The organism is Streptococcus sp. HCA-5024, assembly GCF_037890265.1.
Lineage (GTDB): Bacteria > Bacillota > Bacilli > Lactobacillales > Streptococcaceae > Streptococcus > Streptococcus lingualis.
The window spans coordinates 243233-266848 of sequence record NZ_JBBKBR010000001.1; the positions used below are offsets into that span (position 1 = coordinate 243233).

General features: G+C 42.7%; 24 protein-coding genes. 6 read left to right on the forward strand and 18 right to left on the reverse strand.

All coding sequences use genetic code 11. The annotated features are described in order from the left end of the window. Positions 1 to 57 precede the first annotated feature (57 nt). Positions 58 to 783, reverse strand: a complete 726-nt coding sequence (yaaA, locus tag WKT08_RS01295; protein ID WP_340279594.1) for a peroxide stress protein YaaA — start codon at positions 781 to 783, stop codon at positions 58 to 60. Positions 784 to 849: 66 nt separating this feature from the next. Between yaaA and WKT08_RS01300 the strand changes: the two genes are divergently transcribed. The 3 genes from WKT08_RS01300 (at position 850) to WKT08_RS01310 (ending at position 3340) form a co-directional block, all read left to right on the forward strand. Next, complete coding sequence (locus tag WKT08_RS01300; RefSeq protein WP_013903686.1) at positions 850 to 1350, forward strand: DUF1836 domain-containing protein; 501 nt, start codon at positions 850 to 852, stop codon at positions 1348 to 1350. Continuing rightward, the gene (gene trhA, locus WKT08_RS01305; protein WP_340279595.1) at positions 1325 to 1972 is read left to right on the forward strand and encodes a PAQR family membrane homeostasis protein TrhA; all 648 of its coding nucleotides are present in this window, start codon (positions 1325 to 1327) and stop codon (positions 1970 to 1972) included. The genes WKT08_RS01300 and trhA overlap by 26 nt, the downstream gene beginning before the upstream one ends. 63 nt (positions 1973 to 2035) lie before the next feature. Continuing rightward, positions 2036 to 3340, forward strand: a complete 1305-nt coding sequence (locus WKT08_RS01310; RefSeq protein ID WP_340279596.1) for an aminotransferase-like domain-containing protein — start codon at positions 2036 to 2038, stop codon at positions 3338 to 3340. Positions 3341 to 3358: 18 nt separating this feature from the next. Here WKT08_RS01310 and WKT08_RS01315 read toward each other — a convergent pair whose 3' ends face one another. The 14 genes from WKT08_RS01315 to WKT08_RS01380 form a co-directional block, all read right to left on the reverse strand. Next, on the reverse strand, positions 3359 to 3607 hold the full coding sequence (locus WKT08_RS01315) for a hypothetical protein (RefSeq protein ID WP_003001593.1): 249 nt from the start codon (positions 3605 to 3607) through the stop codon (positions 3359 to 3361). Positions 3608 to 3854: 247 nt separating this feature from the next. After that, positions 3855 to 5609: an ABC transporter ATP-binding protein gene (locus WKT08_RS01320; RefSeq protein ID WP_340279597.1), complete on the reverse strand. Its 1755-nt coding sequence runs from the start codon at positions 5607 to 5609 to the stop codon at positions 3855 to 3857. After that, on the reverse strand, positions 5596 to 7350 hold the full coding sequence (locus tag WKT08_RS01325; RefSeq protein ID WP_340279598.1) for an ABC transporter ATP-binding protein: 1755 nt from the start codon (positions 7348 to 7350) through the stop codon (positions 5596 to 5598). The genes WKT08_RS01320 and WKT08_RS01325 overlap by 14 nt, the downstream gene beginning before the upstream one ends. Before the next feature lies 1 nt (position 7351). Beyond that, positions 7352 to 8035 (reverse strand): MmcQ/YjbR family DNA-binding protein, encoded by a 684-nt coding sequence (locus WKT08_RS01330; RefSeq protein ID WP_340279599.1) that lies wholly within the window; start codon positions 8033 to 8035, stop codon positions 7352 to 7354. An 85-nt stretch (positions 8036 to 8120) separates the two neighbouring features. Beyond that, complete coding sequence (locus WKT08_RS01335; protein WP_340279600.1) at positions 8121 to 8756, reverse strand: copper homeostasis protein CutC; 636 nt, start codon at positions 8754 to 8756, stop codon at positions 8121 to 8123. A 21-nt stretch (positions 8757 to 8777) separates the two neighbouring features. Further along, on the reverse strand, positions 8778 to 9380 hold the full coding sequence (locus tag WKT08_RS01340; RefSeq protein WP_340279601.1) for a hypothetical protein: 603 nt from the start codon (positions 9378 to 9380) through the stop codon (positions 8778 to 8780). Positions 9381 to 9653: 273 nt separating this feature from the next. Next, the gene (locus WKT08_RS01345) at positions 9654 to 10610 is read right to left on the reverse strand and encodes an ABC transporter permease (protein ID WP_340279602.1); all 957 of its coding nucleotides are present in this window, start codon (positions 10608 to 10610) and stop codon (positions 9654 to 9656) included. Beyond that, positions 10610 to 11671, reverse strand: a complete 1062-nt coding sequence (locus tag WKT08_RS01350) for an ABC transporter permease (RefSeq protein WP_340279603.1) — start codon at positions 11669 to 11671, stop codon at positions 10610 to 10612. Before WKT08_RS01350 ends, WKT08_RS01345 begins: the two co-directional genes overlap by 1 nt. After that, complete coding sequence (locus tag WKT08_RS01355; protein WP_070594887.1) at positions 11664 to 13199, reverse strand: ABC transporter ATP-binding protein; 1536 nt, start codon at positions 13197 to 13199, stop codon at positions 11664 to 11666. Before WKT08_RS01355 ends, WKT08_RS01350 begins: the two co-directional genes overlap by 8 nt. Positions 13200 to 13333: 134 nt before the next feature. Next, on the reverse strand, positions 13334 to 14395 hold the full coding sequence (locus tag WKT08_RS01360; protein ID WP_340279604.1) for a BMP family lipoprotein: 1062 nt from the start codon (positions 14393 to 14395) through the stop codon (positions 13334 to 13336). 75 nt (positions 14396 to 14470) lie between these two features. After that, positions 14471 to 14860 (reverse strand): cytidine deaminase, encoded by a 390-nt coding sequence (locus WKT08_RS01365; RefSeq protein WP_070466087.1) that lies wholly within the window; start codon positions 14858 to 14860, stop codon positions 14471 to 14473. Then, entirely contained in the window at positions 14847 to 15509 is a 663-nt protein-coding gene (deoC, locus tag WKT08_RS01370) for a deoxyribose-phosphate aldolase (protein ID WP_003001619.1), read from the reverse strand. The genes WKT08_RS01365 and deoC overlap by 14 nt, the downstream gene beginning before the upstream one ends. 17 nt (positions 15510 to 15526) lie before the next feature. Then, entirely contained in the window at positions 15527 to 16804 is a 1278-nt protein-coding gene (locus tag WKT08_RS01375; RefSeq protein WP_151191201.1) for a pyrimidine-nucleoside phosphorylase, read from the reverse strand. Further along, positions 16801 to 17394 carry a class I SAM-dependent methyltransferase gene (locus WKT08_RS01380; RefSeq protein WP_151191202.1) on the reverse strand — a complete coding sequence of 198 codons (594 nt, stop codon included), beginning with the start codon at positions 17392 to 17394 and terminating at the stop codon, positions 16801 to 16803. Before WKT08_RS01380 ends, WKT08_RS01375 begins: the two co-directional genes overlap by 4 nt. A gap of 90 nt (positions 17395 to 17484) precedes the next feature. On the opposite strand from WKT08_RS01380, the gene coaA reads away from it, so the two are divergent. The 3 genes from coaA (at position 17485) to WKT08_RS01395 (ending at position 19326) form a co-directional block, all read left to right on the forward strand. Then, positions 17485 to 18405, forward strand: a complete 921-nt coding sequence (gene coaA / locus WKT08_RS01385) for a type I pantothenate kinase (RefSeq protein WP_340279605.1) — start codon at positions 17485 to 17487, stop codon at positions 18403 to 18405. Positions 18406 to 18501: 96 nt separating this feature from the next. Next, entirely contained in the window at positions 18502 to 18750 is a 249-nt protein-coding gene (gene rpsT, locus WKT08_RS01390) for a 30S ribosomal protein S20 (RefSeq protein WP_003007640.1), read from the forward strand. A 66-nt stretch (positions 18751 to 18816) separates the two neighbouring features. Beyond that, positions 18817 to 19326, forward strand: coding sequence for a DNA topology modulation protein (locus tag WKT08_RS01395; RefSeq protein ID WP_340279606.1), 510 nt, complete (start codon positions 18817 to 18819; stop codon positions 19324 to 19326). A 316-nt stretch (positions 19327 to 19642) separates the two neighbouring features. Here WKT08_RS01395 and ldcB read toward each other — a convergent pair whose 3' ends face one another. From ldcB to WKT08_RS01410, 3 genes are all read right to left on the reverse strand, one after another. Next, positions 19643 to 20422, reverse strand: a complete 780-nt coding sequence (ldcB, locus tag WKT08_RS01400; protein ID WP_340279607.1) for an LD-carboxypeptidase LdcB/DacB — start codon at positions 20420 to 20422, stop codon at positions 19643 to 19645. A gap of 10 nt (positions 20423 to 20432) precedes the next feature. Beyond that, positions 20433 to 22220 carry a TcaA second domain-containing protein gene (locus WKT08_RS01405; protein ID WP_340279608.1) on the reverse strand — a complete coding sequence of 596 codons (1788 nt, stop codon included), beginning with the start codon at positions 22218 to 22220 and terminating at the stop codon, positions 20433 to 20435. Positions 22221 to 22290: 70 nt separating this feature from the next. Continuing rightward, positions 22291 to 23511 carry a DUF6574 domain-containing protein gene (locus tag WKT08_RS01410; RefSeq protein ID WP_340279609.1) on the reverse strand — a complete coding sequence of 407 codons (1221 nt, stop codon included), beginning with the start codon at positions 23509 to 23511 and terminating at the stop codon, positions 22291 to 22293. Positions 23512 to 23616: the final 105 nt, after the last annotated feature.

Here is a 23616-nt window from a genome sequence, read left to right on the forward strand (position 1 = left end):
TCTCTTTATCTAACAGATCAAAAAAATATTCCTGACGCTTCTCAGGAATATTTTTATTTATTCTTTCACAAAGATCCATTCTTTCTCTTGCGATAAATCCTCACGATAAGAGAAACCTGCTACTTCTAGTGATTTCAGATCTTCTAGATGGGTGATTTCTTCTTTCATCATGGCTGTCACCATAGCCCCACGTGCTTTCTTTGAAATCGTTGAGTGAATCTTTAGTGTCCCACCACGATTCTCCATGAATTTGATCCGAATCATTCGCTCACGAATGGCTTTTGAAAAGACCTGTTCAAACTCAGAAGACAAAAGGGATAAGATCTGCTCCTCACCTTCTACTGCCTGATCATAGTCCTCTTTCCAAAGTGCCTTTAGAGATTTTCCAGCTGGTTTTAGCTTCATCATAAAATCCAAGCGATGGGGAGCTATCCCTTCATAGGCAGGTAGTACACCGTATAAAGCAGTCGTGATCAACAAATGCTCCTGCAGATAAGCCTGCTCTTTTTCGGATAAGTCTTGACGCTCGATACTACGGTACATAAGGCCATCAAACAGTTCCAAAGCAGGATAGGTTTTAGCACTCCCAGCTAACAGAGCTTCAATTCTTTCCTTTTCTACTAGGGCTCTTTCTTCTGAGATCCCGTAAAAGGTCGCTAATTCTTCTAGGGAGAATGCCTTCAAAGCTTGGAGGATAGTTTTTGTGTTCTCTGACAAGGGTTGGGGCTCGACGATACGAACCTGTTCGTTCAGTTCTTTAGCGGATGGAATTAATAGTTTCATAGGTCTATTGTACCATATTTTTCAAATTTTCTTGACAGGAGTTTTTATTAATGTTATTATCTAGTTATGAAAACTAGATTAAAGAAAGGTGAAGATTTAGTGTCCACTTTTTCCTATCCAACGTGGGAGCAACTGCCTGAGCTAGACCTCTATCTCGATCAGGTCCTTCTTTATGTCAATAAAACCTGTGCACCTGTTCTCTCCTCTTCAGACAAGGGCTTGACGGCTGCCATGATCAACAATTACGTAAAACATGGCTATGTCGAAAAACCAGATAAGAAGAAATACCAGCGTAGACAGGTGGCTCGCTTGATCGCTATTACAACCTTAAAAACGGTCTTTTCTATTCAGGAGATCGCTTCTACCTTAAATTTCTTGCAGGATCAGGCAAGCTCAGATCTTCTCTATAATAGCTTTGTCGCTTATCTCAATGAGCAAAAAGAGCCGATCGCTCCTATCATTCGCTCTGCCTGTCAGACAGTTCAACTTTATCTTGAAACCCTTTCTTATATTCAACCAGTAAAAACGGAGGAAGAAACTGATGAATTACACCATGAAACTAAGTAAAAAATTATCCTTTGGAGAAGAGATCGCTAATAGCGTAACCCATGCTGTTGGCGCCCTCCTCATGTTGATCTTGCTTCCGATCTCAGCAGTCTATAGCTTTGAGCAACACGGTCTTCTCAGTGCTTTTGGGACTTCTATCTTTGTGATCAGTCTCTTTTTGATGTTTCTGTCTTCGACCGTCTACCATGCTATGTCTTACGATTCACCTCAAAAGTATGTGCTTCGTATTATCGATCATTCCATGATCTACATTGCAATCGCAGGTAGTTACTCACCGGTCGTTCTCACCTTGATGAACAACTGGATGGGCTACAGCATTATTTTGATCCAATGGGGGACCACCATCTTTGGTATTCTCTATAAAATCTTTGCAAAAAAAGTCAATGAAAAGTTCAGTCTCGCTCTTTACTTGATCATGGGCTGGTTGGTCATCTTTATTATTCCCCAAATCGTTAGCCAAACCAATCCGATCTTCTGGGGTCTCATGCTCATGGGAGGACTTTGCTACACGGTTGGAGCTGGCTTTTATGCCAAGAAAAAACCATATTTCCATATGATTTGGCACCTTTTCATCCTTGCCGCTTCTGCCCTTCAGTATTTAGCCATTGTTTACTTTATGTAATACTGCCGCCACTCTTCGGAGTGGTTTTTTTGTGATTTTTTCTGTACAATAGAAAAAAACTGTATGGGGACAGTCAGGATGAAGACGAGCAAATACCAACAAATTATTGATTTCTTAAAAAAAGCTATTCAACAAGGCCAGCTCGAAACCGGACAGAAAATTCCTTCTGTTCGTCAGTTAGCTAGTCAATTTTCTTGTAGTAAGGACACGGTGCAACGAGCCTTGCTGGACTTGACTTACCAGCACTTCCTCTATGCTAAGCCTCAAAGTGGCTACTATGTTTTGGAGCAAGAACCTAATCGACATGAGGATCTTCCACTAAAATTAGAGAAAGACCGCAACCAGGCTTTCGAGGACTTCCGGACCTGTATCAATGAAACCTTGATTGGACGGGAGAATTATCTCTTCAATAACTTTTCGGACCAAGCAGGCTTACTAGAAGTACGCCAATCCATTCAAGGCTTATTAAAGGAGGAAGGTATTTATACGACTGCTGATCAGATTGTTTTGACTGCTGGTACTCAGCAGGCGCTTAATATCCTCAGCCAGATTGACTTTCCCAATAAAAAATCTCAGATCTTAATCGAGCAACCGACTTATCACCGGATGAACCAACTCCTTGATTCGCAGCAACTTGCTTACCGTACCATTCAACGAAATTTAACGGGGATTGATCTTGAGGAACTTGAAGAGATTTTCAAAAGTGGGCATATCAAATTCTTCTACACGATCCCTCGTTTTCACTATCCGCTCGGTCATAGCTATTCGACCAAGCAGAAAGAAGCGATCTTGCAACTAGCTGACCAATATGATGTCTACCTTGTTGAGGACGACTATTTGGGAGATCTTGATAGCAGCAATGCTCCATCTTTTCATTATTTGGATCAAAAGAACCGGGTGATCTACATCAAATCTTTTTCGACCAATCTCTTTTCTGCTCTTCGCATCACTTCCATGATCCTTCCCCAAGACCTTCTAAAGCCGGTCTTAACCTATAAGACGATTCTGGACTATGATAGCAATCTCATCATGCAAAAGGCCTTAAGTCTCTACATTGATAATGGTATGTATCTGACCAATAAAAAAAGACTCCTAGCCAGAAAAAAAGAGGAAGAAGAAAGATTGAAGACCTTGATGGATCAGTCTTCTCTTCTCCCTCATCTGACCCTGACCCACGATGGGATCCTTCTAGAACTCAGACAAGTTCAATCCCTCGCTGCCTTAAAACACAGTGGACTCCCGCTTGATTTCTTTGAAGCAGCCTACATTACTACTTGTCCTTATCAACTCGCCAAGATCAAATCGGCAGATGTGGCCAATGTTTTACCAAAGCTTACGCCTTTTTTTGAAAGAGAAACCCTCGTATAGACTATACGAGGGTCTTTCTTATTTCTTCAATTGCTCATAGATCAGTTTGGCATTTTGAAGGCCGATCCGATAATCGAGACGAATCAGGCGAATCGCTTCCATCTCTGGTTCTTTGAGGTACTTCTCTCTTTGTTCCTTGGAAATACTACCTGGTTTTAGAAGATAGTGGGTGAATTGATTTCTGACTTTATTAAGCTCGACTTGAAGAGTGAAATAAAGTCCAAATAAGACAATGACAACTCCCATCAGGATCAGATCGTTTGACATGGTGTATGCTCCCTTTTTCTGTTCTTTTCTTTATTGTACAGCTTTCAAGAAAGAAAAACAAGAGGCTGGGACAAAAGTCCTAGCCTCTTAATTATTTTTGGATTGTCGAGCAAGACGCAGTGGTTGAGTGGTCTCTACTACGCTGATTTCATCAGCTTTTACAGCCCTACTCAACTGTGCGGAGGTGGGACGACGAAATCGAATTCTAACGAATTACCGATTTCTGTCCCACTCTCCTTGTTTGTCCTTATTTCATCATACCAGCCTGGAGGTCATACATTTTCTTATACGTTCCTCCTAGAGCAATGAGTTGGTCGTGATTGCCCGATTCGATGATTTTTCCCTTATCTAGAACATAGATGCAATCGGCATCTTGGATGGTAGAAAGGCGATGAGCAATGGCAATGGTTGTCCGCCCTTGGCGCATCTTCTTCAGAGAGTTTTGGATCATCTCTTCCGTCTCTTGGTCGATATTGGCAGTGGCCTCATCCAAAATGAGGATCTTAGGCTGAGCAGCAATGGTCCGGGCAAAAGCCAGAAGCTGACGCTGACCGGTCGATAAGGTAGAACCCCGCTCTGTTACCGGATGATCATAGCCACCAGGTAGACTCTCAATAAAGTCTGCTACATCCACAAATGCGGCTGCTTGTCGGATTTCCTCATCTGTCAGTTCTTCATGGTACATCCGGATATTAGAAGCAATGGTTCCATGATATAGGAAGGGTTCCTGCAACACTAGACCAATGGACTTGCGCAAGGCTTCCTGGCTGTAGTCCTTGATATCCTGTCCATCAATCAAGATCTGGCCACGATCAAATTCATAAAACCGCATGAAGAGATTGATAATAGAGGATTTACCAGAACCAGTATGGCCAACAAAAGCGATGGTTTGTCCGTTTTTGACCTCAAAGGAGATCTCTTTTAGGACATCCCGTTTGCCATCATAAGAAAAAGATACATGCTCAAAACGAATATCCCCCCGCTCAATTTCTTTCAGGCTACCAGCTTGCTTGGGCTCATAGTCGTCTCGATCCATCATTTCAAAGACAGGACCTGCAGAAATGGTTGAGGTCTGCAAGGTTGCAAAATTTTGAGTGACATCAATCAAGGGCTGGAAAAGCTGACTAACATACTGGATAAAGGCATAGATAAGTCCTGCTGTAAAGCCAGAGGACTGCCAATTTAGGCCGAAAAAGGTTAGAATAACCGCATAAGCCAGAACCTGTAACAGGGTCATAGCTGGCCTCAAAAAGAGGGAATTGACATCCACAGATCGGTTGGCGTAATCCAAATGTTCCCCATTAATCTGTTCGAATTCATCCGTCAAGCGCTTTCCTTGACGAAAGGCCTGGACGATCCGCATTCCTTCAATGGATTCCGATAATTTCACATTGATATCTGATAATTTTTGTCGGGTCATCTTGACCAAGCGATTGGATAACTTGCGATAGAGACGGATGGAAAACCAAATGATGGGAAGAAAAGGCAGGATCCAAATAGTCAAATGCCAGTCCAAGCTAAACATGGTTACAAGAGTGACTAGAAAGAGTAAAAAGGATGAAACCAGGCTTGAAAAGACCGTAGAAAACATGTCTGCGACTGCCTGGGTATCATTGGTCACGCGCGAAACAATCGAACCTGCTGCTGTCTGGTCATAAAAGGACATACCCAGCCTTTGAAGATTTTGGAAAATATCTAGACGAATGTCTCTTACGATAGAATTGGATACACGCGCAAAGGTTAATTGGCTCAGGTAGGTCGCCAGCACGCGCCCAATGAATAACCCATAGTAGAGAATCAAAAACTGAAAAGCTGTCAAAACTGGTGAGCCTGCTTCTGTTGGATCCACTAGGTGGTCAATATACCAGCGAGCTGCAAGTGGGATCGCCGTCAATAACAGACTAGTTAGAAAGGTAAAGGCTAAGGCTAGGGCTGTTAGCCATTTATAACGCCACATGTAAGTCAAGAGCCGCTTCATCACATGAGCTTCAGATGTTTTCATTCAGCTTTCCCTCCATTTCTTCTGATAATTGTTGGGCTTGGTAGGTTTCATAGTACCAACCTTTTTGAGCCATTAATTCCTCGTGATTTCCTCGCTCCTTGATCTGTCCATTCTCCATTACCAGAATCAAATCCGCATGAACGATCGCTGATAGGCGATGGGCTGTGATGATCGTTGTTTTCCCCTTGCGTTCCTGCTTCATATTTTCAATGATTTGGTGCTCCGTTTTAGCATCTACTGCAGACAGGGAATCATCCAGAATCAAGATCTCAGGATTCATGACCAATGCACGACTCATGGCAATTCGTTGCTTTTGCCCGCCAGAAAGAGAGACCCCTCTCTCTCCCAGCACTGTCTCCATCTGGTCTGGCATGGCCAGAATATCTTCATAGACTCCACAAGTTCTCAGAGCCTTTATCACCTCTTCTTCCTTGATCTGTGGATCTGAAAAAGCGACATTCTCGCGAATGGTCATGGCAAAGAGGATCTGATCTTGAGGGACGTAACCGATCAAGCTTCGAAGATCTTCTAAACGATAGTTTTTGATGGAGATGCCATTTAGCAAGATAGCTCCCTGCTCCAAGTCATGCTCTCTAAGCAAGAGACGCAACAAGGTGGTCTTTCCAGATCCAGTTGGACCAACAATTCCAAGGGTTTGCCCTTTTTCTAAATGAAAGGCAACCTTTTTAAGAACAGGCTCTTTCTCATAGGCGAATTCATTAATGTCGTACTCCAAATCTCCATTTTGGATTTCTCTAACTGGATGACTTGAATCTTGAATATCCGGTATTTCTGCTAAAAGTGTCTCAATCCGATCATAGGAGACACTAGCTCGCTGACTAATATTAAACAAGAAGCCCATGGCTTGGAGGGGCCAGACGAGCATATTAAGATAGGTGATAAAGGTTACGATTTGTCCCACTGTCAGGCTCCCTTCTTGGACAAATAGCCCTCCGAAGTAAAGGGTCAATACATAGGAGAAGCCCACAAAAAGAAGAGTGGTCGGATCAAATAAGGCGTTGTAACTGGCGGAAGTCATATTCTTTGAAAAGACCATCTGATTGGTCTTTTCAAAAGCCTGAATCTCATCTGCCTGAAAACCAAAGGATTTGGTTACCTTAACCCCTGATACTGATTCCTGGACAAAGTTGTTCAGTTCTGAAAAACCTTCTTGGGCTTCCTTAAAGGCTTGGTGATTTTTACGACCAATAGCCGATGTTACAATTACCATAAATGGAAGAGGTAAAATAGCTAGCAAGGTCAAGCGCCAATCAATCATGAAAAACATGCTGACTAAGGTCACCAAGGCTGTTACAGAAGCATCCACTGCAGACATCACCCCACCACCAGCAAACATGGTTACCGCATTGATATCATTAGTAGCATGGGCCATGAGATCCCCTGTCCGATAACGCTGATAAAAAGACGGAGACATGAGCGTAAATTGCTTGAACAAACGGTAACGCAAGATCCGAGCCAACTTATTGGCCGTCCCAAAAATATATCGTCTCCAGACAAAACGAAGTCCATACATGGCTAGAGCTGCTAGGACCAAAAGAGCGATATCCACAACTAACTGCCCTAGTGTCAGCCTTCTTTTATCGATCAAATCAATCACAAGTCCCATGATTCTTGGTGGTAGCAGATTTAAAAAACTGACCAGGATCAAAGATCCTACCCCAATTAAGTAAGGCTTCTTCTCCAATTTAAAAAACCAAGATAATTTTTTTAACAGATGCATCTTATTTCCCCTTTTTGGTGAGTTGCCAACTACTATCCACTAGAGCAAACAAGTCCTCGTCAGCAATTGTTCCATCTAAAGGAATACTCAACCAATATTTTTTATTCATGTGAAAAGCTGGATAAATCCCCTTCTGCTGGATGAAATGGGCTACTTGATCAGACTTGACATTTAACACTTCTATTTTACCAGACTTGCCAGCATCCAATTTTTTCCAATCAATGGTCATAAAGACACCATACCACTTGAGGGTGTCTCGGTGGCGAATGGCACCGGATTCCGGAGATCTTTCCCACAAATACTCAATCGTTCCCTGATAGTGCAGGGAGATATAGGCCATAAGACGCTTGGTTTGAGGATAGAGAAAATCTTCTACCTCAAAACAGGCTTGGCGGATGCTTGTAAGGCCTTCTTGACAGGCTTCTCTAACTTGGCCAACGAAATTTCCTTGTAGCTGTTCCAGATGGATCTGGATATACTCGTCCCCTGTATCCTGATCATAGACCTGAAAGGAAACCTTTTGGTCGTAGACCTGGACCTTTAAGAGAAAAGTGTCAGATAAGACTGGGCACTGGTACTCATAGCTTGCTTCTCTCTTTTCAAATCCATAAGCCAATCCCTTTTCTGGCTGAAAGGTGTAGCGGTCAAAATAATTCTCTAAAAACAATTTCTCTCCCTTATTCATTTTTGCACTAGAAGAGGCTGGGAACGACGTCCCCAACCTTGATAACAGATCCTAAAAACTACTTATAGCAGTGATCGTTTCTTTTTTAAAACACGATGCGCGTGCCATGCAGTTGACAAACGCCCAATTGCTCCAAAAAGAGTGCACGATTTTCTACCGTCACACCTCCACCTGGCAAGATCTGAATCTTTCCCTTAGCCGCAGCTAATAAACGATGGTAGTGTGAAAAACGTTGCTCTAGTGTATCACCTGGACTTCCAGCTCGTGTTAAAATGCGGGCTACACCCTGATCAGAAAGCCAGTCAATCGCCTCTAGCTGATCTGTATAAGCCAATTCATCAAAAGCCATATGAAAGACAACTTCTGCCTCTCCACAGGCTGCTAGTAAAAGCTGCATGACCCTCTGGTCCAACTTTCGATCGCTCGTCAGCGCACCCAGTACAAAACAAGTAACCCCTATTTCCTTCGCAGTCCGAATATCCGTTAGCATAGCCTCGACTTCCAGATCAGTGTAGACAAAATCTCCACCACGGGGCCGGATAATGACACATAGATCCACTGACTGCTCTCTTGTCAATTTGATTGCTTCCTTGATCACACCTATACTCGGTGTGGTCCCACCTACTGCCAGGTTGTCGCACAGTTCAATGCGACCTGCCCCAGCAGCAACCGCCTTATCAATATAAGTTAAATTCTCTGCACAAAATTCAAAGACAAGCATGACAACTCCAATTACAAAGACTTAAAACAAGGAGATACTAACCGTCACCTTGGCATTGCCATTTTCTACTCGCGCTTTTGAGATAGTATAACCTGCTTGAGGGATCTCAAGCGTAATCTGATCACCGTTCACTGTAAAGCCGCCTCCATTTTGATTGGATTGATCCTTCAAATAGTTGAGAACCAAGGATTTTGGAATCGGCATTTTCCCTAATTTAGCAGCTGTCACAGTCAAATTCATGACATTGTTTTCAACTTGACCTGTCATGGTTAAATCTAGATAACTATCGACTGGCCCTAAGGAAACCGGAACTTTGACGTGAAGGTCATTGCCATCCATTCCAAGTGCCATCTTTTGAAAGTCAGAATTGTCAAGAGCAGATCCAGCACTTGTTTTGACGACCTGACTCAATTGCACAGAATTGAGACTCAGCTCAGTTGAGAGCCCTTCAGTGCTTACAGAAGCATTTGAAACTGCATTTTGAGCCAGTTCAATCAAAGAGCTCCCTGCCTGCACATTTCTTAGTTGTTCTCCTTCAGGAATGGATCCCGGAACTAATAAGGCCACTAATAAAATAAATAGAACAATAAATATGCCAATCAGGCGTCTTATCCATTTAAACATCTGTTCCTCCAATACATGAAAAGTCGTACTCCTATTGTACATTAATTCAAAAGAAATTGCGACTAAGAGGGGCCTTTACAAAGCAAAAGAGAGCGTGGGACAGAAATCGGTAATTCGTTAGAATTCGATTTCGTCGTCCCACCTCCGCACAGTTGAGTAGGGCTGTAAAGCTGATAAAATCAGCGTAGTAGAGTCCACTCAACCACTGCGTCTTTCTAGACAATCCAAAGACAAGAAGAGGCTAGGACTTTTGTCCCAACCTCTCTCTGTGCATTATTTCGATTTAATGTAGTTAACACCATCAGCTTTTGGTGCAACTGCTTGTCCAAAGAAGGCTGCCAAGACAACCATGGTCAAGACGTAAGGCGCAATTTGCAAGTAGATGGATGGGATACCTTTAAGCAAAGGCAATTGATTCCCGATGACCGCCAAACTCTGTGAAGCTCCAAAGAAGAGACTAGCAAGCATGGCACCGATTGGGTTCCATTTCCCGAAGATCATAGCCGCAAGGGCGATAAATCCAGGACCTACAATTGTAGTTACTGCAAAGTTAACAGAAACTGACTGAGCGTAAATAGCTCCTCCGATACCTGCTAAGGCACCTGAGATCATCACTCCTAGGTAGCGCATTCTATAAACATTGATTCCCAATGTATCCGCTGCTTGTGGATGTTCACCTACTGAACGAAGACGCAAACCAAATTTCGTTTTGAACATGATAAACCATGCAGCAAATGAGAAGAGAATCGCAACCCAGCCGATGATGCTGGCATTGTTGAAGAAAATATCCCCAATGACCGGGATTTTAGATAAGACCGGAATGGATGTTTTCCCGAAGGCAACTTTGATATTATCAGTTTGCCCTTTGTTGTACATCGCTTTGACAAGGAAGACCGCCAATGGTGGTGCCATCAAGTTCAATACCGTACCTGAGACGATATGGTCAGCACGGAAATGAATGGTTGCCACCGCGTGGATCAAGGAGAAGAGTACTCCAATCCCTGCAGCAACGATCAAGGACAACCATGGTGTTAAACTTCCTAACTCAGGCTCAAAAGTCAAGTTAAAGATAATACCTGAGAAGGCTCCCATAACCATGATTCCTTCCAGACCAACGTTAACAACCCCAGCGTGTTCTGAGTATGCTCCTCCGATACTTGTGAAGATCAGCGGCGCTGCATACACAATCATAGAGGAAACAAGAATACTTAAAATCGTTACAATACTCATTAGTTTGCTCCTCCTTTTTTAGCTGAACGCATCGAGATCATCTTTTCAATAATGTAGTGAGCACATACGAAGAAAATAATGGATGCTGTTACAATTTGAACGACTTCTTCAGGGATGGCAGCTGGCTTCATACCAACTCCCCCAATTTGAAGTGCTCCAAACAAGAAGGCAGCAAATGGAATACCAATTGGTGAATTCATCGCAAGAAGGGCAACGGCCATTCCGTTAAATCCAACACTCATTGAGCTGGTTTGAACGTAGACATTTGAGTAAATACCCAGACCTTCTGCTACCCCACCAATACCAGCAAGAGCACCAGAAATGATCATAGAAAGGATAATGGTCCGTTTTGCAGACATCCCAGCGTATTCTGCCGCATTCGAATTGAGACCAACGGCACGGATTTCAAAACCAAGTGTTGTTTTCTTCATCAAGAACCAGATGACCACCACTGCGATGATGGCAAAGAAGATCCCGATGTTCATTTGTGATTTGTCCGTCAAATTACGCAGCCACTCTGTCTGGTAGACAGCGTTAGCTCCTACATCAATGGTTGAGTCCTTGTTTTCCATCAAGGAAGCTGGGAAGCTATGAATCAAGGCATTCCCACCATAGAGAACAATGTAGTTCATCATAATGGTGATGATGACCTCACTGGTTCCGAGATAGGCACGAAGGAAACCAGGAATCGCTCCAATAAATCCACCTGCGATAGCCGCAATCAAAACGGTCATCGGAATCATTAGTAAACGAGGCATATTGGGGAAAGAAAGGGCAAACCAAGTCGCCATGATCCATCCTGCAAAAGCCTGACCAGGAAGTCCAACGTTAAAGAAGCCGGCCCGGCTAGCTACTGAAAATCCAAGAGCAACTAAAATCAGTGGCCCCATGGCACGGGAAATATTTCCCCAACTCTTAATCGAACCAAAGGCTTTCTTAAACAGCAACTCATATCCCCAAAGGGCATCATAGCTGAAGGCCCACATAATAATGGCACCCAAGACCAATCCTAAAAGGACAGACACCAATGGAACGGCAATTTGTTTTAAATTCTTATTCATTTGATGCTCCCTCCTTTACTTGTCCTCCTGCCATGAGGATTCCAAGTTCTTGCTTATTCGTTGTTTCAGGGGTTACGATCCCTTGGATCTTCCCATCATGAATAACCGCAATACGGTCAGAAACATTCAAAATTTCATCTAATTCAAAGCTGACAACCAGAACGGCTTTTCCATTATCCCGTTCTTGAATCAAACGTTTGTGGATATATTCGATCGCTCCAACGTCCAATCCACGAGTTGGCTGGCTAACGATCAAAAGATCTGGATCGCGATCGATTTCCCGAGCGATAATGGCTTTTTGCTGGTTCCCTCCAGAGAGAGCCTTAGCAGGTACCACTTCACTGGCTGCACGAACGTCAAACTCTTCCATCAACTTCTTGGCATAAGAGGTAATATTTGGATAATTCAAAATACCATTCTTGCTAAGAGGTTCTTTATAATAGGTTTGAAGGGCAATGTTTTCAGAGATCATCATATCAAGGACTAAACCATCACGATGACGGTCTTCAGGGACGTGCCCTACCTTCATTTCTGTGATTTGACGTGGACGAAGTCCTACAACATCCTTGCCTTTAATCTTGATTGAACCAGATTTTACCTTCCGTAGACCTGTAATCGCTTGGATCAACTCAGACTGACCATTTCCGTCAATTCCTGCAATCCCGACGATTTCACCAGCACGAAGTTCCAGTGACAAATTCTTAACAGCTGGGACTCCCCGGTTTTCGTTTACAACCAAGTTTTCAATCGACAAGACGACTTCTTTTGGTTGAGAAGGACCTTTCTCCGTTTTAAAGGAAACAGAACGACCGACCATCATTTCGGCCAAGTCTTGGTTGGTAGCTCCACCAATCTCGACTGTCTCAATCGATTTACCACGACGTATAACTGTGACACGGTCTGAAACAGCACGGATTTCATCCAACTTGTGCGTAATCAAGATAATAGATTTTCCTTCATTCGCCAAGTTCTTCATGATTGTCATCAATTCTTCGATTTCAGCTGGTGTCAACACCGCAGTTGGTTCATCGAAGATTAGGATGTCGGCTCCACGATAAAGCGTCTTTAAGATTTCCACACGTTGCTGCGCACCAACGGAAATATCCTCCACTTTAGCATTTGGATCCACTGCCAAGCCATATTTTTTAGACAAGTCAAGGATATCTTGACTGGCTTTCTTAAGATCCAAAACACCATGTTTAGTGGTTTCAGAACCAAGGATAATATTTTCAGCAACAGTAAAAGCTTCAACCAACATAAAGTGTTGGTGCACCATTCCAATTCCTAAAGAAGCTGCTTTTGAAGGTGAGTCTAGGTTAACAGTTTTTCCATTTACCACGATGTCTCCGCTAGTTGGTTCCAACAAACCAGCCAACATATTCATCAGGGTAGATTTCCCTGCACCATTTTCTCCAAGAAGTGCATGGATTTCACCTTTGCGCAACTGAAGATTAATCTTGTCATTTGCTACAAAGTCACCAAATTTTTTGGTAATCTCACGCATTTCGATGACATATTCATGTGTCATGGGGGTGTTTCCTTTCAAATCTATTTTTATTTCAATAAAATCTACTAGGGTTACTAATAGATTTTACTGAGACAAAAATGTCTCAATTTATTAAAAGGAACGGCCCTTGAAGGTCGGGCCGATCCAATCAAATATTATTTTTCAGGAACTTTAAGAGACCCGTCAAGGATTTTAGCTTTAGCATCTTCGACTGCTTTTTTAGCATCTGCAGAAAGGTTGTCAGTTGTCAAATCAACTCCACCATCTTTCAAGCTATAAGTAATCACTTTACCGCCAGGGAATTTACCGTCAGCAGCTTTCTTAGCCAAGTCTTTTACAGATTCTCCAACTTTCTTCAAGCTTGAAGCCAATACAAAGTTAGATTTTTTACCATCTTTAGAAGTGTATTCACCTTCAGCTTTTTGGTCACGGTCAACACCAAGAACCCAAACTTTTTCGTCTTCATTTTTCTTCTCGTTCAAGTCTTTAGCTTCAGAGAAGACACCTGCACCAGTACCACCAGCTACTTGGTAGATAACGTCTGCACCTGCAGCGTATTGTGCAGCAGCAATTGTTTTACCTTTAGCAGAGTCACCGAATGAACCAGCGTAGTCTACTTGAACTTTGATAGATGGGTCAACAGATTTAACACCAGCTTCAAATCCAGCGCGGAAACGAGTGATAACTTCACTTTCCATACCACCTACAAAACCAACTTGTTTAGTTTTTGTAGTTTTTGCAGCAGCGATACCAGCAAGGTAACCAGCTTCGTTATCGGCATAAACAGCAGATGCTACGTTCTTTTGTCCTTCAATACGGTCATCGATGATGACGTAGTTCACATCTTGGTTGTCTTTTGCAGCTTTTTTAATAGAGTCGCTCAAGGCAAAACCAACACCAAAGATCAATTTGTAGTCGTTAGAAACAGCTTCATCAAGGTTTGTCGCATATTGAGATTGATCTGTTGATTGGAAGTAGTCAAATCCGTTCCCTTTAGAAAGACCGTTTTCTTTACCCCAAGCTTGCAAACCTTCCCAAGCAGATTGGTTGAATGATTTGTCATCCACACCACCAGTATCGGTAACGATAGCAACTTTCAAATCTGTTTTAGATTCTGAGTTTGCGCTATCTTTTTTAGACGCACGATTTCCACATGCTGCAAGTCCGATAGCAGCGACAGTTACTAGACCAAGGCCTAGCCATTGTTTCTTGTTCATTACTGAACCTCCTAAATTATTGTGCAACATTGTTGCGAAGTATTGAAAGGGTCAAAAGACCGCCTCACAGACCTATTAAGTCAAGTCTGTAAAGGAATATGGAAGTAATTCCTTGACCGTCATCACGACCGTCGATTTATCTTTAGATACTAAGGTTACAGGAAGGTCTGGCTCAAAAAATTCAGCCATAACCTGGCGACAAGCACCACATGGAGAGATGGGCTTTTCTGTTTGCCCGTAGATAATGAGCTCTTTGAAATCGCGAGCTCCTTCAGAAACAGCTTTAAAAATGGCTGTCCGTTCTCCACAGTTGGTTAGTCCGAAACTCGCATTTTCGATATTGACACCTGTATAGATTTCTCCATCCTTCGTTAGCAGTACAGCTCCAATTGGGAAATGAGAGTAAGGCACATAGGCTTGTTTACTCACTTCAACTGCTAAGTCAATCAACTCAGTAGTCGCCATGAGCCACCTTTCCTTCCATGATGGCTACACCAGAAGAAGTCCCGATACGGGTCGCACCAGCTTCGATAAAAGCAAGAGCATCTTCATAAGAGCGAGCACCACCAGAAGCTTTGACACCCATGTCAGGTCCAACAGTTTGACGCATTAAGGCCACATCTTCTACCGTTGCTCCTCCAGTTGAGAAGCCAGTTGAAGTCTTCACAAAGTCTGCGCCAGCTAACTTAGCAATTTGACAAGCAACGATCTTTTCATCATCGGTTAAGAGACAAGTCTCAATGATGACTTTGACCAGCTTATCACCGCTCGCTTCGACTACAGCTTGGATATCTTCCTCAACTAGTGCTAAATTCTTAGACTTAAGAGCCCCGATATTAATGACCATGTCAATCTCATCGGCACCATTTTGAATCGCATTTTTTGTTTCACACGCTTTGACAAATGGTGTATTTGCTCCCAAAGGAAAACCAATGACGGTACAAACTTTAACGTCTGAATCACGCAAGCCCTCAGCCGCAAAATTCACCCATGTCGGGTTCACACAGACACTCGCAAAATCATAAGCCTTGGCTTCTTCGATCAGCTTTTCGATCTGTTCTTGTTGTGCATCTGGTTTTAAAAGAGTGTGATCGATATATTTATTTAACTTCATACAATCTCCTGAGCTGCTTAAGATATTATTTCAATAATTTCTTTAACGCTTTCAGCCCTTTCTAGTATTTTAACATTTTTTTTAAATTCTGTAACTCTTTCTTGTGAATTTTTTTCCTTCATGAAAATACGGGCAATGCGTTCCCCTTTTTTGACGTGCTCTCCCACTTTTTTGTCAAACACAATTCCTGTTTCGTAATCGAGGGGATCTGATTTGACAGCACGGCCAGCACCCAAGCGCATGGCAAACAAGCCAAACTCCATGGCAGGTAAAGCAGCAATGACGCCATCTTGGTTCGCTGTTACTTCAAGGACCTGATCCACTTTAACGGGACGATGCAAATCTTCTAAGTCTCCACCTTGAGCCACCACCATTTCTTCAAACTTCGCTAAAGCTTGACCATTGGTCAAGTGTTCATGGATGGCTTCAATCGATTGTTCTACATTGGCCAATTTCAACATGATTTGCGCTAATTCACAAATAAACTCAGTTACGTCCGCTCGGCCCTGCCCTTTCAGAATATCCAAGGCTTCCAAAATCTCTAAACGATTACCAATGCTGGTTCCCAAAGGTTGGCTCATATCTGTAATGACAGCGATGGTTTTCCGACCCACTGCATTTCCAAGATCCACCATGGTACGGGCTAAGCGACGAGCATCCTCAATATTCTTCATAAAGGCACCCTCGCCCACTGTCACGTCCAAAAGAATGGCATCCGCACCAGCAGCAATTTTCTTACTCATGACGGAGCTAGCAATCAAAGGAATGGTATCCACTGTCGCCGTTACATCACGCAGAGCATACAAGAGTTTGTCTGCTTTTACGAGTTGGTCGGATTGACCAATGACCGATAAGCCGATCTCCTGCACCTGCTGGATAAATTCCTCTTGAGTCCGTTCAATCTGAAAGCCTTTAATGGATTCCAACTTATCGATGGTTCCACCCGTGTGGCCTAAGCCACGACCACTCATTTTAGCAACCGGCACACCAAAACTTGCAACCAAAGGCACCAAGACCAAGGTCACCTTGTCTCCGACACCACCAGTCGAGTGTTTGTCCACCTTGATCCCTGGAATAGCTGACAGATCAAACTGTTGCCCTGTTTGGACCATCTTCATGGTCATATGAGAGATTTCTTCTGTCGTCATCCCTTTAAAATAAACGGCCATAGCAAAAGAAGACATTTGGTAATCTGGTACTGTTCCAGCCACATAGCCCTCAATCAGCCATTCAATTTCTTCCTTGTTTAAGGCAAGACCATCTCTTTTTTTCTGAATGATATCTACCGCTCTCATGATTCTTTCTCACTTCTTAAAATATAATAGCCTTTGTCTTTTTTTACGATCTCACAATTGCCAAACGTCTCTTCCATCTTGACCTTAGCGCTGGGAGCCCCTTGTTTTTTCTGAATGACAATGGTCAAATCTCCACCTGGTTTCAAATGTTCAAAACTACCCGTAATCACTTGGTGAACCACTTTCTTACCAGCTCGGATCGGCGGATTACTGATCACATGGTCAAAGACCCCTTCTACTGCTTCATAGACATCCGAAGAAAAGATCTGTGCTTCCACGCCATTTCGGCTGGCATTTTTCTTAGCCAAGTCCAGCGCCCGCTCATTGACATCCACCATGGTCACGGCAACTCCCTGGGCTTTAGCGAGAGAGAGGCCAATCGGTCCATAGCCACAGCCAACATCTAGGACACTTTCTCCTTCTTGAAAATCCAGGGTTGATAAAAGCACCTGGCTTCCATAGTCAATCATTTTTTTACTAAAGACGCCCGCGTCCGTATAGAAATACATCTTTTGCCCCAATAAAACAACAGCCAGATCATGAATATCATGGGCTGCATCTGGGTTTACATCGAAATACATTTTACTCATAAGGTTATTTTATCATAATTCACTCCTTTTTTAAATCGTTTACATGACCTCTAAAAATTGGTATACTAAAGACTACAATAGGAGTGACATATGGACAAAGAATTTCTACATTTTGAAAAAATTAATCGGGAAACGTGGCAAAATTTGCACCGCAAAACCACCCCACCTCTCTCTCAAACAGAGCTCAATTCTATTAAAAGTTTTAACGACCGCATCAACCTCCAGGATGTACGTGACGTCTACCTGCCTTTGACAAACCTGATTGGAATCTACAAGCGTTCCAAAGAAGATTTAGCCTTCTCAAAAGGTATTTTTCTCCAAAAAACGAGTGAACGCCAACCCTTTATCATTGGGGTTTCAGGGAGTGTTGCGGTTGGAAAATCCACCACTAGCCGTCTCCTTCAAATCCTGCTGTCACGGACCTTCGAAGGCTCGAGCGTGGAATTGGTAACAACGGATGGCTTCCTCTATCCAAATGCTATCTTAAAAGAACAAGAGATCCTCAATCGAAAAGGATTTCCAGAAAGCTATGATATGGAATTGCTCCTTGATTTTCTTAATCAAATCAAAAACAACAAGAGCGTAGAAATCCCTGTCTATTCCCACGAAATATACGATATTGTCCCAGATGAGAAGCAAACGATTTTACCAGCTGATTTTGTCATTGTCGAAGGAATCAATGTCTTTCAAAATCCGCAAAATGACAGTCTCTATATGACCGATTTCTTTGATTTTTCGATCTATGTGGATGCCGCGGTCAACGATATCGAATCTTGGTATATCGATCGCTTCCAAAAACTCCTTGCATTAGCTCAGAATGATCCCAATAACTACTACTATCGATTTACAGAGCAACCCCTAGAAGAAGTTTTAAGCATGGCCCATCAGGTCTGGGAATCCATTAATTTAGTCAACTTGCAACATTACATCCAACCAACCAGAAATCGAGCTGATCTGATTCTCCATAAGGCAACCAACCATGAAATTGACGAAATTTATCTCAAACGCTAGAGAAAATGGCCTGTTAACGGTACTTTTTTAAGGAAAAGCTATTTTAGGCTTGTCAAATCTTAACTTTTCATATATAATGAGATAGTTAGATTATCAATGGAGGTGAATAACTTGGCAAACATTAAATCAGCTATCAAACGCGCTGAATTGAACGTTAAACAAAACGAAAAAAACTCAGCTCAAAAATCAGCTATGCGTACTGCAATCAAAGCTTTTGAAGCAAACCCATCTGAAGAACTTTACCGCGCTGCTAGCTCAGCTATCGATAAAGCAGAAACTAAAGGTTTGATCCACAAGAACAAAGCTAGCCGTGATAAAGCACGTCTTGCAGCGAAACTTGGTTAATCAAGAACAGCATAAAAATCAAGCTCTCCGGAGCTTTTTTTGTGCCTAATTTTTTGAGAGGTGCTTATGAAAATTGTTATTATCGGCTATTCTGGATCAGGTAAATCCACCTTGGCTGAAAACTTAGCCCGCCACTACTCCATTCCAAAGCTCCACATGGATACCCTTCAATTTCAACCGGGTTGGATAGACAGTGACCGGGATTGGATGGAGAAAGAGATGAGACAGTTTCTCAGCGATCATAAAGATTGGGTCATTGATGGCAATTACTCTTGGTGCTGCTATGAGGATAGAATGGAGCAAGCCGACCAGATTATCTTTCTTAACTTCTCTCGTTGGAACTGCCTCTTTAGAGCCTGGAAACGATACCGCTGTTATAAAGGACGCGTCCGTGAGAGTATGGCGGCAGGTTGCCCCGAACGCTTTGACTGGGAATTCATCCGTTGGATTCTTTGGGACGGACGAACAAAAACTGCCAGAGAAAGGTATCAAAACATCCACTCCACCTACCCCCAAAAATTTATCTCTCTCAAGAACCAAAAAGAGCTGGATGAGTTTCTAAAAACAATCCAATAAAAAAGGTTGGAGATTTTAACCCCAACCTCAGATTGTAGACAAAGTCATATTAAAAACTTTCCTTAGGTGAGTACGGACGTCAGCGAACTTCTACGAAGTTCCATGACTAATTATTGAGCCTAGGGTCTCAATAATTCCTAGTGCCTGAAATGTTATTGTTTCAGGCACTTTTCTCACAGCGGAAAGTTTCGGTATTTTCTTGATTCAATCTAAAAATTGGAACTCAATTTTATTTCTTATCAGAATCGCTTAATTTATTTTACTTTAAAATAGTTTGTCTACATTTTAAGGTTGGGATATCTATCCCAACCTTTTCTTATTTATCAACGTAATCGCCACCGGTGAAGCCATAGTATTCTTCTAGACTCAAACCTGAGTCAGCGATATCTTGTGCTTCTTTTCCGATATAGCGGAGATGCCAGCTTTCAGGCATGTAGCCTGTTACTTTTTCTTTACCTTCTTGGTAACGAACCACAAATCCATATTTAGCGGCGTTCTTGAGCAACCACTTACTTGGTCCAGGTTCGGTCACCAGATTCCCACTGGTATCGATCAAATCAAAGGTCAAACCTGTCTGGTGTTCACTATAACCTGGTCTTGCAGAATAACGATCGGCGGCTTCCTGACCATCTTGATTGACATAGTTTTGATAGAGGTCAACTTGGGTATCGTAGCTACGAAAACCACTATATTGGTCACTGATCGGATAACCTTCTGCCTGCATAGCTGCAATCAATTCATGAAGGGCTGAAACAGCTTCAGGATCTTCCCCTGGGTTAAAGTCAGGTGACAAGGGATAATGTTTGTTGGCGATCATGACCTCACCATATTTCCCTTTGACACTATAGTAAGAACCATTATAGCTGACACCAGAGTCCACTTTCACATCTGACTTACCAGCTTTTGACGATTCTTCTTTTCCTGTCTCTTTTGACGTATCCTTTGCAGAAGACGTTTCTTTGGAAGACTTGGTTTGCGTTTGTTTGCTTTCTTCTTTTGCAGAAGATTTAGAACTAGTGGAATGAGATTGGGAGCAAGCTGTCAGGGTTAACAAGGCAACTGTCACCAAAGTTAATTTGGAAAATCTTGCTTTCATGGGGAATCTCCTATGATTCTTTTGTTACGACAATATCTGTAATCACATAACTTGCGCCTACTTTTTTCAAGGTGTAGGTCTTGTACTTACGGTTTTGTGAATCTGGATGACTATCTGTATAATGCACGGTAAAGTCTTCATAAGTCTTGATCGTCACCACACCATTTTCTTCAGTGACACTTTGAATGTCCAAAGCTCCTGGAGTATAGTAGTCAATTTTAGCCTTTCGAACACCATCACCAGTTGTGAATTCAACCATGTCTTTGTAGGCTTGACTTTGTGTGTCATAGTATTTAGAGTAGGTGTTGTTTCGGTTTGAAACGGAGCTAAAGACAGCGTCGCGGTACTCTTTCAAGAATTCTTCTGCCAAGGTCCGATTTTGTTCTTCTTTGGCTGCTTGCGCTTTCTTAGCATCCTGCGCACTCTTGATGCGTTTTAGGGTATCTTTGGCTAGTTTGAGTTCGATCGGATCGTTCTCACCCTCTTCAATCGTCACCTTAGCCTTTTCAGTTGTATAGGTTTCCCCATTCATGTTGAAGACGGCATGTACTTCAATTTCTTGATAAGGGATGCTATCTACTTCAAAGGTTGTGCTGGTTCCGACTTCTTTGCCGTTAACCACAACCTTTACATCTGTTGGGTTTTCAACTTCATCTGGGAACTCAACTTCTAAATTGCGTTTTTCAGAATTCAACTGCATTTCTAAATTATTCTTGGTTGCTTTTTTAGGATTGAGATGGATCTTAGAAGTGACATTTCCGACCTCTGTTTTAGCAGTCAATTCCATTTCTTTTGTATTGTAATGGAAAGAACCAAGGTCTGTCACTGCATCTTTCTTCAAGGTCACGGTTTTATTGGCAGCCACTTTGAGTTTGGCTTGGTCCAAATTGGTCTTGACCTTCACTTGTACTGGATAGCTGGCTACACGGTATTCTTGGAAGATCCCAAATTTCTTGTCCGCTTTTTCCAAACCAAAAATTTTGTTTCCAGATTTATCCGTATAGCTACCCTCTCCACCATTATCAATGATCTTGTTCAACTCTGTGCCGATATCGACTCCTTGATCTTCCATGCTAGTGATAAAGCTTTCGGCTTCATCCTTCGTCCATTTATCGTTATCGGTTGAAAGCAGGTCTGCTGCTTCGCGATAATCCTTGGTGTCCACTGCCTTAATGAATTTATCTGCAGTCACTTCGACACGTGTTGTAGACTGGAAGTAAAAGAAAGCTGCTACCAAAGCGATCACAAGGACTGCAATAGCAGAAATAATTCCAATTTTCTTCTTGGAAAGTTTCTTTCCACCCTTCGTTTTAGGGGCCTTTTGTTTTTTCTGAGCTGGACCTGCTTCTGTGACATTTGGACCAGCAAAGACCTGCGTTTGCTCAGCAGCAAGTGGAGTCGTATACTCTTGAGTCGGTTGTTGAGGCACATATTCCTGTGTTACTTCTGTTGCATCTGGGGTCGCAAATTCTGCTTCAGGTACAGATCCTACAAAAAACTCGAAGTTTTGACTTTTAGCCGCAGTAAATTCTTCTGCACTTGGCTTGCGGCCATAGGTTTCTTCAAAATGTTGCAACCAAGCCTGACGAGCTGCTAGAAGTGGATCGACATTCTTCACTTCTTCAACTGGTTCAACCACTGGTTCCTCAACAGGAGCGACTTCCTCTGCTGGGGCATTTCCTGCGATAGACTGAATTTGTTTCAAATCAAATCCACAAGCTTTCCCAGCCATAAACTCTTCTGGTGACGGTTTGCGACCAATCACTTTTTCAAATAATTCAACCCATTTCTTTTGCATGGATCTCTTCTCCCTCATTCATTATAAAATAGGGAAAGTGGGTCCCCCCACCTTCCGTTTTGTGATATTGTTAGAATCCAAAGTTAGAGAAATTTGGAGCACTAGGAATAAATCCTACGGCTACTTGTTCTAAAATACGAGCATTCACATAAATGACAAAGATCGCAATCAGAAGCAAGACAACAGATGATGCTACTAGAAGCAAGAATTTATCTGCTTTAAAGCTTGTCTTGTTCAATCCTTGATGAACGACATAGCATGTTCCAACAAAGAACAAGAAGAAAATAAGGAAGTTTACAAAGCCATAAAATTCATAAACTTTTACAAGACCTACTAAGAAAGCAAGAAGGGCAAGTGGCAAAGTGTAAACAGACAAACGTCCAAACTCTTCAAATGAACGACCGTAACTGTATTCCTTGTCTTGAAGAACCACACGACGAACAAAGAATCCAGCTACTTGGAAGGCGTAAACGCTAAAGAATAGGGAAATCAATGTCAACATAAAGGCACGGAAATCCATTCCATAACCACCTGTAGCTCCACTAGCTGTGAAGAAAGTTGATAGGGTCAAGACAAAGGCAGTCAAGACATACTGTAAAATTCCGTTAAGAGCTTTTGGATTTTCTACAGCTGATGGACGTTTCAAAGCTGAAAGGAACCAATTCCAGTAACCACCAACGGCTACACCAAATTGACTTGGTTGGCCAGGATAAGGTTGTCCTGGTTGACCTTGGTAAGGAGCCTGTTGATAAGCTGCTTGAGTAGGTTGTTGGTAGGTTTGTTGTGGAGCTTGTTGGAAAGCAGGTCCATTCGCTGGAGCTGCTTGAGGGGCCGGTTCTTGAACTGGAGCTGCAACTGGTTCTTCTGCAGGAGCAGCTGGCGCTGCGACAAACTCTGGAGCTTGTGGAGCTGCGACTGGTTCTTCTGTTGGGGCAGTTGGTGCTGCGACAAACTCTGGGGCTTGTGGAGCTGCTGGCGCTGCGACAAACTCTGGGGCTTGTGGAGCTGCAACTGGTTCTTCTGCAGGTGCAGTTGGTGCTGCTGGCGCTGCAACAAACTCTGGAGCTTGAGGAGCTGCTGGCGCTGCGACAAACTCTGGGGCTTGTGGAGCAGCAACTGGTTCTTCCACAGGGGCAGTTGGTGCTGCGACAAATTCTAGGGCTTCTGGGGTTTCTGGAACCACTACTTCTTCTTGAAATTCTCCTGCAGCCAGTGCTTGAGCAATTTCTTCTGCACTAGCAGAACGACCATTTACGGCTTCGAAATAATCCAGCCAATCTTGTTTTGACATAATGAATCTCCTTAACTATTGTTTATACTAGGGTATTATACAAAATTTCTGAACCATTTTCAATGAAAGACTGGAAAATCCCTGTAATATCTTTTGAAAAACATA

Bases quoted from the DNA above. Each gene is read 5' to 3' on its own strand.
- WKT08_RS01360 (WP_340279604.1), bottom strand. From the start codon at position 14,395: ATGAACAAGAAACAATGGCTAGGCCTTGGTCTAGTAACTGTCGCTGCT.
- WKT08_RS01340 (WP_340279601.1), bottom strand. From the start codon at position 9,380: ATGTTTAAATGGATAAGACGCCTGATTGGCATATTTATTGTTCTATTT.
- WKT08_RS01310 (WP_340279596.1), top strand. From the start codon at position 2,036: ATGGGGACAGTCAGGATGAAGACGAGCAAATACCAACAAATTATTGAT.
- WKT08_RS01325 (WP_340279598.1), bottom strand. From the start codon at position 7,350: ATGCATCTGTTAAAAAAATTATCTTGGTTTTTTAAATTGGAGAAGAAG.
- WKT08_RS01315 (WP_003001593.1), bottom strand. From the start codon at position 3,607: ATGTCAAACGATCTGATCCTGATGGGAGTTGTCATTGTCTTATTTGGA.
- WKT08_RS01345 (WP_340279602.1), bottom strand. From the start codon at position 10,610: ATGAGTATTGTAACGATTTTAAGTATTCTTGTTTCCTCTATGATTGTG.
- coaA (WP_340279605.1), top strand. From the start codon at position 17,485: ATGGACAAAGAATTTCTACATTTTGAAAAAATTAATCGGGAAACGTGG.
- deoC (WP_003001619.1), bottom strand. From the start codon at position 15,509: ATGAAGTTAAATAAATATATCGATCACACTCTTTTAAAACCAGATGCA.
- rpsT (WP_003007640.1), top strand. From the start codon at position 18,502: ATGGAGGTGAATAACTTGGCAAACATTAAATCAGCTATCAAACGCGCT.
- WKT08_RS01350 (WP_340279603.1), bottom strand. From the start codon at position 11,671: ATGAATAAGAATTTAAAACAAATTGCCGTTCCATTGGTGTCTGTCCTT.
- WKT08_RS01410 (WP_340279609.1), bottom strand. From the start codon at position 23,511: ATGTCAAAACAAGATTGGCTGGATTATTTCGAAGCCGTAAATGGTCGT.
- WKT08_RS01335 (WP_340279600.1), bottom strand. From the start codon at position 8,756: ATGCTTGTCTTTGAATTTTGTGCAGAGAATTTAACTTATATTGATAAG.
- WKT08_RS01375 (WP_151191201.1), bottom strand. From the start codon at position 16,804: ATGAGAGCGGTAGATATCATTCAGAAAAAAAGAGATGGTCTTGCCTTA.
- WKT08_RS01365 (WP_070466087.1), bottom strand. From the start codon at position 14,860: ATGGCGACTACTGAGTTGATTGACTTAGCAGTTGAAGTGAGTAAACAA.
- WKT08_RS01320 (WP_340279597.1), bottom strand. From the start codon at position 5,609: ATGAAAACATCTGAAGCTCATGTGATGAAGCGGCTCTTGACTTACATG.
- WKT08_RS01300 (WP_013903686.1), top strand. From the start codon at position 850: ATGAAAACTAGATTAAAGAAAGGTGAAGATTTAGTGTCCACTTTTTCC.
- trhA (WP_340279595.1), top strand. From the start codon at position 1,325: ATGAATTACACCATGAAACTAAGTAAAAAATTATCCTTTGGAGAAGAG.
- WKT08_RS01395 (WP_340279606.1), top strand. From the start codon at position 18,817: ATGAAAATTGTTATTATCGGCTATTCTGGATCAGGTAAATCCACCTTG.
- yaaA (WP_340279594.1), bottom strand. From the start codon at position 783: ATGAAACTATTAATTCCATCCGCTAAAGAACTGAACGAACAGGTTCGT.
- WKT08_RS01405 (WP_340279608.1), bottom strand. From the start codon at position 22,220: ATGCAAAAGAAATGGGTTGAATTATTTGAAAAAGTGATTGGTCGCAAA.
- WKT08_RS01380 (WP_151191202.1), bottom strand. From the start codon at position 17,394: ATGAGTAAAATGTATTTCGATGTAAACCCAGATGCAGCCCATGATATT.
- WKT08_RS01355 (WP_070594887.1), bottom strand. From the start codon at position 13,199: ATGACACATGAATATGTCATCGAAATGCGTGAGATTACCAAAAAATTT.
- ldcB (WP_340279607.1), bottom strand. From the start codon at position 20,422: ATGAAAGCAAGATTTTCCAAATTAACTTTGGTGACAGTTGCCTTGTTA.
- WKT08_RS01330 (WP_340279599.1), bottom strand. From the start codon at position 8,035: ATGAATAAGGGAGAGAAATTGTTTTTAGAGAATTATTTTGACCGCTAC.